This window comes from Cyclobacterium amurskyense (genome assembly GCF_001050135.1).
Taxonomy (GTDB): domain Bacteria; phylum Bacteroidota; class Bacteroidia; order Cytophagales; family Cyclobacteriaceae; genus Cyclobacterium; species Cyclobacterium amurskyense.
Map to the genome: position 1 here is coordinate 1,134,630 of NZ_CP012040.1, position 12,620 is coordinate 1,147,249.

A 12,620-nucleotide genomic window follows, 5' to 3' on the forward strand; every position below is an offset into this window, starting at 1 on the left:
TAATTATTCTTCAATAGTCAAAACTCCATCTTCCAAACTTAGAATAGGAACATAATTATTAAATCTCACTCGAGAAAAATTAAAACCAAATGTTAAATTCCCTTTAATAAAACTTCTTCTATCAAGATTTTTTTGAAAGTCAAAACCTTTTTCTTCGTTGATAACTTTGGTTACAAAATCGGCGAGTTCGAAACCCATATAAGCAAATGATGAAGGGTTGATTTTATAATGATTCATGTAATCGTTCCTGAAATCATCCAGCAATTCATTATTAAAATCAACGGTGTTATTGCCTACAAAATGGAAATTTTGGGTTTCCATCATATCGTAATTAGCAAAATCAAAATACAACCAACTTTCCATTACCACCACTGGCAGTCCTGCTCCTAAAGACTCTACAAGCCCAAAAGTAGGTGAGGCTATGTTCGGATCATCCGAAAAGATTACCATCAAATCTGCAGTTTGGGATTTTCCTTTCCCCAATTCCAGGCTCTCGAAAAAACCCTGCATATCTCTGGTAGTTACTTTTTGATTCTTCACTATTTGAAGCCCACTAATTCTAGCCATATCTACAAAAGTAGCTGCCAATAATTCATCTCTGCTCGTCCCAGAATAGGCTATTGCAACTCTTTTCCCTTCAAATTTTCTGCAATAATCCAATACATTTTGGCTAATTGCCTGAATAGACGGTCTGAATAAATAAGAGTATTCAAATCCTTTTACATTTTCATCAATATTGGACAGTGGATTAATTTGAGGAATTTGTCTTTGTTGAGCAAAACTCGCAACAAGCGCAGTTTCCTCAGGATACAGTGGCCCAATAATGATGTCAGCATTAGATAAAAAGTCGTCTTCTAATATACCTCTTACTTTGGCATCACTTCTTTCCGTATCAAAAGTTTTAAAATTTAACTTTACCCCATTTGATTTGGCTTGATCCAATGCAAGTTTTATCCCCTGATACAATTGTAAAACAAAGTTGTTTGAATTAATTGACTGCACTCCGGATCTGCCTTCATAATTAAAAGGCAGCACCACGGCAATATCTAAAACATTGTCTTTGCTCGAAAGCTTAACGTTACTACTTCCCTGAGTCAAAGCTTCACTTCTGATTTTTTCATACAAGGATCTTTCTGTAGAGGACATAGAACCTTGTGTCTCAAGCCGCTCTTTTAAAGCCATGACCAAGCCTTTATTTTCAGGAAAAAGCCCGTACTGTACAGCAAGAGAACTTGACGCGCTTACTTTCAAAAAATTATAGCTTGCTTTGTATCCCTCTTTTTTCAAGGTTTCATCTGAGATTTGATCTATCAATCGCAATGCATCATTTGGAGACGAGAGCTCAAAATGACACAATGCCAAAAGGTAGCGGGCATCGTCTTTTTTCGCGAAACCCCTCGTAGCAATAAGAGAATTTAAGGCTTCTTTAGCCAGTTCAAATTGCCTGTTACCATAGGCTGCTCTAGCAAAATGATACCTCGCATAATCTGATAACGAACTGTATTTCTCTTTATCAAGATAAGGTCTTAGCAACTCCATTGCCTCTGCCTGATTTCCTTGCTGTATCTGTTTTTTAGCTTGTTCAAGTTGATCAAAACCCTCCTGCGAATAGGCAGTGAACAAGGGAACAATAAGAAATAGAAAGTATAGTGTTATTTTCATGGGGTGAAGAATTCTTTAATGGTGTAGTTTCAAACTTCGTACCTTTTTTCACAAAAAACCGTCATCATTTCAAAATTACGAAATTAAATTTTCCTTAAGCGTATTTACATAGAAAAGCCTGACTTCTCCATCAGGCTTTTCTTATTATTTTTATTCCCACTCAATGGTTGCAGGTGGTTTGGAACTGATATCGTATACGACCCTGTTCACACCTTTCACTTTATTGATAATATCATTGGAGACCTTGCCTAGGAAATCGTAGGGTAAATGAACCCAATCCGCAGTCATGCCATCCACCGATGAAACCGCTCTTAAGGCTACAACTCTTTCATAAGTCCTTTCATCACCCATTACACCTACAGACTGTACTGGTAACAACATGGATCCCGCTTGCCATACATCATCATACAAGCCTGCGTCTTTCAGACCTTGAATAAAAATATAATCTACCTCCTGAAGGGTTTGCACCTTTTCTTCAGTCACGTCTCCTAAAATTCTAATCCCAAGTCCCGGACCTGGGAAAGGATGTCTGCCAATGATGGCATCGGAAATACCTAAAGCTTTACCAACTTCTCTTACACCATCTTTAAATAGGGTGTTTAATGGTTCTACTACTTTAAGCTTCATAAAATCTGGAAGCCCACCCACATTGTGGTGAGATTTAATGGTTGCTGATGGGCCATTGACCGAAACGGATTCGATCACATCTGGATAGATGGTTCCTTGCCCCAGCCACTTCACATCTTTAATTTTATGCGCTTCTTCGTCAAAAACTTCTATAAATGTTCTGCCAATGGCCTTTCTTTTCCCTTCAGGATCAGAAATACCCGCCAAGGCATCATAAAATTTCTTTTTGGAATCAACACCTATTACATTCAGCCCCATACCTTTGTAAGACTCCAGCACCTCTTCATACTCATTCTTTCTCAAGAGACCGTTGTCCACAAAGACACAAGTCAATTGATCACCTATAGCTCTGTGTATTAAGGTTGCTGCCACTGATGAATCCACACCACCAGACAAGCCCATCACTACACGGTCTTTTCCTATGGTTTCTTTAAGAGAAGCTATGGTAGCATCTATAAATACATCTGAGGTCCAATCCTGTGCACAGTCGCAAATCTGAACCACAAAATTCCTCAAGAGATTCTTACCTTCTGTAGAGTGGGTCACTTCCGGATGAAACTGAATACCATAGGTTTCTTCACCTTGTACTTTGTACGCGGCTATTTTTACCGAGTGCGTACTGGCGATGACATCAAACCCTTCCGGCAATTCCTTGATGGTATCTCCATGGGACATCCATACTTGAGAATCATGTGTCAATTCCCTAAAAAGCTTGGAATGGGTGTCCAAATGAGAAATTTTGGCCCTTCCATATTCCCTGATTTCAGAAGGTGTTACATTTCCACCGTATTTCTGCGCCATTAGCTGTGCTCCATAGCACACACCTAAAATGGGTAATTTACCGCGAAGTGCATCTAAATCAAGATCAGGAGAATCATTGTCTCTAACAGAGCAAGGACTGCCTGAAAGTATGATTCCTTTAATGTCTGAAGTAATTGGGGGGATTTTATTGAAAGGGTGAATTTCACAATATACATCCAGTTCTCTAACACGTCTGGCTATTAGCTGTGTGTACTGAGAACCAAAGTCTAGGATTAAAATCTGTTCTGCCATGCGCAAAGTTAATCAGCCCTTGCCAATTCCCGAAATAAAAAGGTGAATTTTCAAAAGAATATTTGGGGACAACATTGTGAGAATGATTCCTGAACTTAATCAAACTCGCTCTAACATTCCAGATAAAGGATTGGAAACCAATTTAAACCGAATGATTTAATAAAAATTGATGTGTTGTATGGGACAATAGTATTTTGTTAAACATTGTTTTTTCCCGAATCCATACCGATTATCACGGATATGCGCATTATTAGAAACTAAGTACGGAACCTGTTCAACCTCATACGGGTTGGAAAGTTGGTGGTTGACCGGCTGTCCACGGGTTTTCACCCGTGGTTATTGTTGTTGAAGCCCTGAAGGCTTCTTTGGATTCCCAAGGAAAGTAAAGCAATAAAAACCTAGCTTCACTTTTTACTAAAGCAAGCATTTGGGTTCAAATAACCGGACCCTGGGCGGAGCCGAAGGGGTAGGTGTTTCGGGATACGTTACCCTTTCCCTTCGGCTTCGCTCAGCAACCAGACTTCGGCTCCGCTCAGCCACCCGGAGGTTTGTGACCTTTTTGACCGAATGGGTTCATGACGATCCGATTGGAATGGTTATAGTAATTAAACGATTACCATTCTAAAAAAAACAGACCTGAAGGGTCTGAACTATAATAACCGTGGGTGGCAACCCGGGATAGACAAACACACCTACACCCAACACTGAAGGTGTTGAACAGCTACAAGTAATTCCAAACCCGAAAATTTAAATAAACAAGAGCTAATCAACCTATGAGCATGCCTATTTACCAATCTTGAATAATAAGTAAGTTTTATTACAAGCAGATTAAACATCCATCAAAACCTGTAGTTAAGAAAAATCCCGGTATAAGGCTGAAAGCGCAGACCATTTAGTTTCAGTGTATAACCTTCAGTAGATTGAATTTGATTTTGACTTCCTTCTTCCTTCGCTCTTATGGAGATACGCTCTGTAAATTGCTGTTCTCCCATATAACCTGACAATCTAAATTCTGTACTAAGCAACAATCTTGGACTGAGACTAAAACGCAGGCCTGCCAATGGAGAAACCGAAAGCCTGATTTCCCTATCATACTGGTCCTGACTTTCAAAATATTCCTCCTCCGGATCTGTGTCAGGTTGCTCAAAAATCGATCGTCTATCCATCTTACGTCCTTCCAGTTCCATACCATAGTACCCCTCCCATCTTTTGGTCAGAGGTTTTATCCATTCATAACCTATCGCCAGGCCAAAATTCCCGATGCGATCTATATTGGTAAAATCACCCTCTATTTTCTTAGCCCTACTAACCATCCCAAAGACACGCAGTCTTAACCTATTTTGGTCATGAATCTTTTGCCTTAGCATCAATTCCAATGGTGTCCGCTGGTTTTGATACATCAACTGATCAAAAGCAAAATTAGTATTAAGACCGATTTCAAACCGGCTTGTGGAATCTAATAGACTCCATGTTGAAGGTTCGTTTTGAGCTGAAGCGGCTGTATATTCCATTATGAAAAAAAGAAGCAAAAGTATTTTGGGATGTATCATTCTTGATTTCATCATTTTAAAATTTAAGGTTCACAAAAATTCCGGAATAAGGTTGAAAATCAAAAAACCAGGCCTTTGAATCATGTCCTCCTGTGGAATGGGCTTCCGACCCATCGGGATTAGCAGAGGATTTAGTAAAGGCATCCGATCTCGATTTGGTACTGTTATAAAATAATTCTGTTCGCATTTCATAAGACACGAACAAGTAGGGCAAGGGGGAATAGGTAAAGCCTACAAAGGGCACCAACCCTAAGGATTGTGCAGTGTCAAAATCATATCTTCTTACTTTAAGATCCCCGTAAGTCTCAGAGTAAGAAGAACGATTTCTGGTAGTATTGTGAATATCCCAGCCCTTTTCCAGATCGGCTCCAAAATAATAACCGAGTTTTTTGTTGATGGGATGGTGCCATTCATGTCCCAGGGCAATGGCAAAGCGGGATTGCTGAATTTTTAGGTTCTCTTCCCCTTCTATTTTATTGGTATTCTCCACCCAGCCGCTGGCCCTTAACCTAAGGCTGCGGTCACCCGGCAGTCCCCTGCGTAACAAAAACTCAATGGGGGTGAATGTCCCCGGATCTAAAAATCCATCGATGGCAAACTGGCTGTTTATGCCTAAGCTATAGGCTTTATCAGGCAGAAAAACTGGCGTTTTCTCCTCAGCTGGTATTTCTCGTTGCCCCATAGCCAGACCAAATAGTCCGGTCATTAAAAGGCCTGTAATAAAAAGTTTGATCATGCTTTTTTTTTTTGAAAAGTATAATATAAATCAATTTGAACCTAATGTTTTAATAAATAATTTTTAGACTATTTTATTTAATAATATTTATAAAGTAGATTTAGTTGTATTGCTGATCTTTACTTTTAATTACAAGAGAATTGGCACAGCATTTCTTTGCTCAGTCTAATCAAATTACACCAGTTTAGCCTTAATAGAACTTTGCTGCAACTCCCCCTTAATCTAAGAGGGCTAGGGGGAATTTTAATGAAAATGGAAAAGCTGAATTGTCCTAAATTAAGTTTACCGATTATTATTCAAATACTTCTTTTGGTTTACAGTTCACGTAAAAAATCCCCCTTTGCCCCCCTTTGTTGAAAGAGGGATTTGTAACGTTTGGAATAGCGGATACATTTTTACATTTCACTTTCTCAGCCCAATCTAAAAGCTTAGGGCTTTTAAGAAAATTTTGACACCTATCTGTGAGGAAAGCAATGGGCTTTATCCCAAATAGGGGTACTTCACAAGTCCCCCTATCCACCTAAAAAGTCACCTCCCCCACTTCGCAAATAGGTAGGTGGACTTAAAACTGACAAGCTTGAGGTTCTGAACTCAAACGCTGGAGTTCAGAAGTGGGGCTTTTGACCTCCGACCTGGACATTTTCTTTTAAAAATTACAAGCTTGATATCATTAAATGAAAAGTATGACATTTTTACCGGGACGTACCGATTTTTAAAACGATTTAGGGGACTTCGGAAGTGGGTAGGGGCACTTCGGAACTCCTCCTGTCAGGTTTTTATATGGAAGCGAGCGGTTAGGAAGTGGGGAATTGAAGTTATTAGGTGGAAATTTTCGGCTTTTTGGTTAAATATTGTTGTTTTTTAATTCACACTAGCTGTAAAAACTGACAAGGTTGAAGGAAATAAACGCAACGGCGAAGTAAAAAAAAATGCTAAACTGAATTCAATTGTAAAATAAAACCAATTGCAGTATTTAAACATTAATCTGTAAACTTGTTTTAGAACTAGTCCGAGTTTCGGCCAAAGTTGTTTTAAAGCTTGAATGATAAAATTTAAGTGGGCTGTTAAAATGTTAAATCAGGAACGTATTCGTAAGTCCTGAAAAACCAAAATCCCCCTTTATTTCAAAGGGGGACCAAGGGGGATTTTTTCGTGAACATTCAAAAATACGAGCTTGTTAAAATAATATGGGATTTATGTGGATTGAATGCCACCCTTTCAGGGCTCAAAATTTAAATATTTACCTATTGCCACAGGGCTGACACCCTGTGCTAAGTTACTACGCCCTTTCAGGGCTAAAATGAAAAAATATCAGGATTATAAGTTCATTTTCAACTAAAAATTTAATGAGGCTAAACACCAACTCCAACAAATCATACCCGGCCCTGAAAGGGACAAATATAATAGCACAGGGTGAAGCCCTGTGTGGGAAATCAGTATTGCAACCTAAGCCCTGCATGGGCGAAATATTTTGAGCAATTCGGGATTTATCTGTGATGAATACTTGTCCTAAATAAAGTTTACCGATAATTATTTAAATACTACTTTAGATTTACATTTCACACCACCCCATTTCTCACCCTTTATTATAAAGAGGATTTTGAGTATTCAAATTAGCTTATTGAATTACTAATTTAATATTGAGTAAGTCCAATAAGCGAATCCAAAAAGGTTGGTATTAAGATAACCGGACTTCGGCTCCGCTCAGCCGACGGAAGGTTGTTTACCTTTTTGACCGAATGGCTTCGCAAGGACGATCCGGTTGGAAGGTATATGGTAATAAAACAATCCACTTTTCTAAAAAAAACAGACCTGAAGGGTCTGAACTATAATAACCGTAGGTAGCAACCCACGGGAAAGGCAAACACCCCTACACTCAACACTGAAGGTGTTGAACAGCTACAAGTGATTCACGGAGAAGTAAAAGGTGAAAGAACTACAGAGCCGAAGGAGTAGCTTTTACGTTTGCATCACCCTATTACTTCGGCTTCGCTCAACCGCCGGGAAAGGGATAGGTTCTTCTATTTATTATTTACGACCGATATACAGTTTGCGGTAAAATCCCCCTTTGTCCCCCTTTGTTGAAGGGGGATTTTGATTTTTCAGAATAGCTTATTGCATTACTAATTTAATGTTGAGTCAGCCCAATAAGCGAATTCAAAAAGGTTGGTATTAAGATAACCGGACCCTGAGCGGAGCCGAAGGGAAAGGGGAAGGTTTTAATTCCCTTGATCGAAAGCTAGTTTAATTTTTGAGGCTATTTCTTCCATTTCTGATTTCTCCAACTGAAGTTTCGGCCTACTAAAATTAATGTCATCCATACTCCTAAGTGGCACCAAATGGATATGTACATGAGGTACCTCCAAGCCAATTACGGCCACTCCTATTCGGGTACATTTGATGACCGACTCTTGAGCTTTGGCCACTTTCTTGGCAAAAAGGTGAAGACTAGAATACAAATCATCCTCCAGATCATAGATATAATCAACTTCTTGTTTTGGCACCACGAGCACGTGGCCTTTTACCAATGGCATTATATCTAAAAAAGCGATATGTTGCTCATCCTCAGCAACAATGTATCCTGGAATTTCTCTATTGATTATCTTTGTGAAAATAGTAGGCATAAGTAAGGAAGTTATATATTGATCACAAAAAAATCCCGATGCATCGCAACCGGGATTAAAAAATTATAAGCTAATTTCCAACACTTCAAATTCAACCAAACCTGCAGGTGCTTGAATTTGAGCAATTTCACCAACCTTCTTACCCAAAAGGCCTTTTCCAAAAGGTGATGCTGAGGAAATCTTATTTTGTTTAAGATCAGCTTCTTCCTCAGAAACTAAAGTATAAGAAACGGTCATACCATTTTTTACATTCTTTATCTTCACTGTGCATAGAATTCCTACTTTAGAAGTATCCACTTTGGAATTATCCAATACCCTGGCATTACCAACGACATTCTCAAGTTTGGCAATCTTCAATTCCAAATGCCCCTGTGCATCTTTGGCTGCATCATATTCAGCATTCTCACTTAGATCACCTTTATCTCTTGCTTCAGCAATCTGCTTGGCAATGTCTGTTCTGCCTTTCGTTTTCAGGAACTGAAGCTCTTCTTTGAGCTTCCGTAACCCTTCTTCTGTGTAATATTGTATGCTTCCCATATCAATTAATTATTAACCTCATATATAAATAAAATAACGGCCTCAACATTGAGACCGTTTCCTTATGCTTCCATTATTTTGTACTGGCAAAGATAAAATAAGAATTCATATTTTACAATTTAACTATCTTTTATTAAGCCACTAACCATGCCATTGACCTGCTATTTTGGCCACTAACACTTGATTTATTTTGTAGTAAGACTCTTTGGTCCACCCTGCTACATGGGGCGAAAACAGTACCTGTTTGAAGCCAGTTAGTTGCTCAAACGACTTTTTCTCAGCAACAGTTAGCTTCTGGAGTTTTTCTTTTTCCAACACATCCAAAGCAGCCCCTTTCAACTGCCCCTTCTCAAGCCCTTCTATGAGTGTATCAAAACTAATCACTTCCCCTCGGGCTGTATTAATCAGATAAAATGGATGATTAAATCCGTTTATAATATCAGCTGTAAAGAAATTTCTAGTCTCTTCCGTCAAGGGAACATGAATACTTAAAACCTCTGCTTTTTCCTGAATCGTTTCAAAGCTACATTCCTGAACAAATTCATTCCCAAAATCCTTCTTGTATTTGTCATAAGCAAGTACTTTAACACCAAAGCCTTGAAGCCGCTTTGCAAAAGCAGCCCCCATATTTCCATAGCCAAAAATACCTACGGTCTTGCCACATAACTCTTCCCCTCTATTCCCCTCTCTGTCCCAAACACCACGCCTTACCTGACTATCAGACTGTACAAAGTGATTGAAAAGAGCCAAAAGCATCCCTAAAGCATGTTCAGCAACCGCATCTCTATTGCCTTCTGGGGCAGAATAAAGTGCAATATCATTTTGCTCCAGGTAATCCAAATCAATATTGTCTAAGCCTGCACCTGCTCGGGCCACAAACTTTAAATTAATCCCTTTTACCAATAAATCCCTGTCAATGGGTGTTTTAGAACGAATAACAAGCCCTTCATAGTCGGCTAGTATTTGAAGAATACCCTCTCTATCTATATCCGGCCTATAATGTGCCTCGTAACCCTTTTCTTCCAACAACGGAACGATGCTCTCATGCATCTGATCAATGATTAAAATTTTCATGTGCTAATTAAAGATTCAATAACAAAGTGGCTACCATAAAATACACTCCTAAACCCAACAAATCATTGGCGGTAGTGATAAAGGGGCCTGAAGCCATCGCAGGATTGATCCCCAATTTATCCAAAACAATAGGTGTCAATGTCCCCATAAATGAAGCCAGCAAAACCACACTAAATAAAGCGATACTTACGACCAATCCAAACTTGACTTCCTTATCGTACAGAAATACCACAGTGGCCATCACAAACAAGGAAAGTACCAGCCCATTTAAAATGGCAACCAATAGCACTTTAAGTAATCGTTTGGTCAAACTATCTGCAAATACGGACCTATTTGCCAAACTCTGCACAACCAATGTAGAAGACTGTATGCCCACATTCCCCCCTGTAGCTGTAATCAATGGAATAAAAAAAGCCAAGGCTGTAACGGCATTTAGTCCTTCTTCAAAAAAACCTATAAACCCAGCTCCCAAAAGCCCCCCTACCATGCCTATTAAAAGCCAAGGCAACCTGGCCCTGGAAAGCCTATATACTGAATCGGACTCTTCCACATCATCCGAGATACCTGTCATGGCCTGAATATCCTCGTCGGCTTGTTCCCTTATCAGATCAAGTATATCATCTACGGTAATTCTACCTACAAGTTTGTTTTTAACATTCACAACCGGAATAGCCTCTAAATCATACTTACGCATAATTTCAGCCACTTCCTCTCCTTCCATATAGGTGGGTACAGATATTATATTGTCTTCATATAGGTCAGCAACTTTAGTGTCCGAAGAGGCTAAAATCAACTTTTTCAAAGCTACCCGACCAAGCAACTTTTCCTTATTGTCTACTACATAAATGCTAAAAATCTTCTCTACATTTTCCGCCTGCCTTCTAATTTCATCAATGGTCTGCACCACTGTCCAGTTCAGGTTGGCTTTTATGATCTCCTTTGCCATAAGCCCCCCAGCACTGTCCTCATCGTAGCGAAGAAGCTCTATAATGTAAAGGGATTTCTCCTTTGCCTCAAGATGGCTTATCACTGCCTCACGGTCATTTACTACCAATTGATTTAGTATATCTACTGCATCATCGGAATCCATGTGATCTATCAGCGTGGCCAACTCCTCAGGAGGCATTGCCTTGATAACTTTGTATTGAGAATCCTCTTCTAATTCATTCAGAATATCTGCAGAAAAATCAGGGTCGAGGGCTCTTAGGACAAATAGGGCCTCCATCATTTCCAACTCATCCAATAATGCAGCAACATCTGCTTTATTGGCATCTTGCATGGACTCTTGAATGAAGTCTACATGTTCACCAATTATATTTTCCTTTAGGGCTTCTAAGTACTCCTTAGACAGCTCAAATAATTCTATTCTTTCCAAGATGCTTCAAGTTGTTGGGTTAATAAAACAAATTCAGCCACCCCAAGCTGTTCGGCCCTCAAATCCAACATAGGCATAGCTTTGAATTCATCTGAAAGCCCCATGGGTTTTAGTGCATTTCTCAGGGTTTTTCTTCTTGTACTAAAGGCCTGCTTGACAAGTCTAAAGAACAACTTCTCATTACAATCCAACTTATCTACCTCATTCCGTTTTATACGAATCACCCCACTATTGACCTTGGGCGGTGGATCAAATACTTCTGGGGGGACTGTAAACAAGTATTCCACATCATAGTAAGCTTGAAGCAATACACTTAATATACCATAGGTTTTGTTCCCTTTTTTTGATGTCATTCGCTCCGCTACTTCCTTTTGCAACATACCCACCACTTCGGTCACAAGGTGTCTTCTTTCCAATACTTTAAAGAAAATCTGACTGGATATATTATAAGGAAAATTCCCGATGATCGCATGAGAACCACTAAGTTTTTCCCTGAAATCATAATTCAGGAAATCACCTTCTATAATTTCAAGGTTTTCTCCCTCATATTTAGTATTCAAATAAGTAATTGACTCCTTATCAATCTCAATTAGTTTTAAATCCCAATTCTTCTTCAATAGGAAATCAGTAAGCACTCCCATACCTGGCCCAATCTCCAATACTACACCTGTCTCCATATGGCCAGTAAGTGACCCGGCTATCTTTTCAGCAACATTTAAGTCTTTAAGAAAATGTTGGCCCAAATGTTTTTTAGCTCTCACTTTGCTCATAATACTAATCTATTTAGGGGATTTTAAGTCATCAAAAGTAAGCAATATAAAACAACGACCATAACATAAATGGAGCGTATCGTTAAAATATAAACAGCTTTTGACCTATGCTTTTTAGCCTGGATAATTTGGCTTACCTCTGTCAGGCTATGCCTTTTTCATTATTTCGGGCTGAAGATAATTTCTGAAAAGAATTTTTCAATACGCATTAATACCTCAAAGCCATTTCCTTCCTTTACCTCGGAATTCTTTGAACCCGGATTATGTAATAGGATTTCTCCGTCCTGACCAATAGTCAGGGGTGAAGCCTGTCCCGTGTTTACGGGAAGTGTTGCAATCGCAAGAAAATCAGGCTGTTTGGAGATTTTAGCATAGCACCGCTATGGTGAAATTGAAAACAGCAACGAAGTGGCTGATTTTGAAGCGATTTCAGCACGTAATAGATTGTCTATTGCATATTTCGGGTTGAACTGACCATGGCAAAAATTCATTCTGACTTAAGAGGTATAAACTGATTTATTGAGTAGGACTTACAAGTTGCTTAAGACAAGAAAATGGCATTGGTACTCATTGTTTGCTAAGGTTTCCAATCTTTTTGGCTTATTATTAAAG

General features: G+C 39.1%; 9 protein-coding genes. All 9 read right to left on the bottom strand.

Annotated features, from left to right (window positions below):
- Positions 1–3: 3 nt before the first annotated feature.
- Positions 4–1,662 (bottom strand): ABC transporter substrate-binding protein, encoded by a 1,659-nt coding sequence (locus CA2015_RS04500; RefSeq protein WP_048640819.1) that lies wholly within the window; start codon positions 1,660–1,662, stop codon positions 4–6.
- Positions 1,663–1,812: 150 nt separating this feature from the next.
- A complete protein-coding gene (gene guaA / locus CA2015_RS04505; protein WP_048640820.1) occupies positions 1,813–3,342 on the bottom strand; it encodes a glutamine-hydrolyzing GMP synthase in 1,530 nt (509 codons plus the stop codon).
- Positions 3,343–4,181: 839 nt separating this feature from the next.
- Complete coding sequence (locus CA2015_RS04510; protein WP_048640821.1) at positions 4,182–4,907, bottom strand: hypothetical protein; 726 nt, start codon at positions 4,905–4,907, stop codon at positions 4,182–4,184.
- Between the two features lies 1 nt (position 4,908).
- The gene (locus tag CA2015_RS04515; RefSeq protein ID WP_048640822.1) at positions 4,909–5,628 is read right to left on the bottom strand and encodes a hypothetical protein; all 720 of its coding nucleotides are present in this window, start codon (positions 5,626–5,628) and stop codon (positions 4,909–4,911) included.
- Positions 5,629–7,847: 2,219 nt separating this feature from the next.
- The gene (locus CA2015_RS04530; protein WP_048640825.1) at positions 7,848–8,252 is read right to left on the bottom strand and encodes an HIT family protein; all 405 of its coding nucleotides are present in this window, start codon (positions 8,250–8,252) and stop codon (positions 7,848–7,850) included.
- A gap of 63 nt (positions 8,253–8,315) precedes the next feature.
- Positions 8,316–8,789 (bottom strand): transcription elongation factor GreA, encoded by a 474-nt coding sequence (gene greA / locus CA2015_RS04535; protein WP_048640826.1) that lies wholly within the window; start codon positions 8,787–8,789, stop codon positions 8,316–8,318.
- Positions 8,790–8,930: 141 nt separating this feature from the next.
- The gene (locus CA2015_RS04540) at positions 8,931–9,863 is read right to left on the bottom strand and encodes a 2-hydroxyacid dehydrogenase (RefSeq protein ID WP_048640827.1); all 933 of its coding nucleotides are present in this window, start codon (positions 9,861–9,863) and stop codon (positions 8,931–8,933) included.
- A 7-nt stretch (positions 9,864–9,870) separates the two neighbouring features.
- Positions 9,871–11,238, bottom strand: coding sequence for a magnesium transporter (mgtE, locus tag CA2015_RS04545; protein WP_048640828.1), 1,368 nt, complete (start codon positions 11,236–11,238; stop codon positions 9,871–9,873).
- Positions 11,226–12,008 carry a 16S rRNA (adenine(1518)-N(6)/adenine(1519)-N(6))-dimethyltransferase RsmA gene (gene rsmA, locus CA2015_RS04550; RefSeq protein ID WP_048640829.1) on the bottom strand — a complete coding sequence of 261 codons (783 nt, stop codon included), beginning with the start codon at positions 12,006–12,008 and terminating at the stop codon, positions 11,226–11,228. Before rsmA ends, mgtE begins: the two co-directional genes overlap by 13 nt.
- Positions 12,009–12,620: the final 612 nt, after the last annotated feature.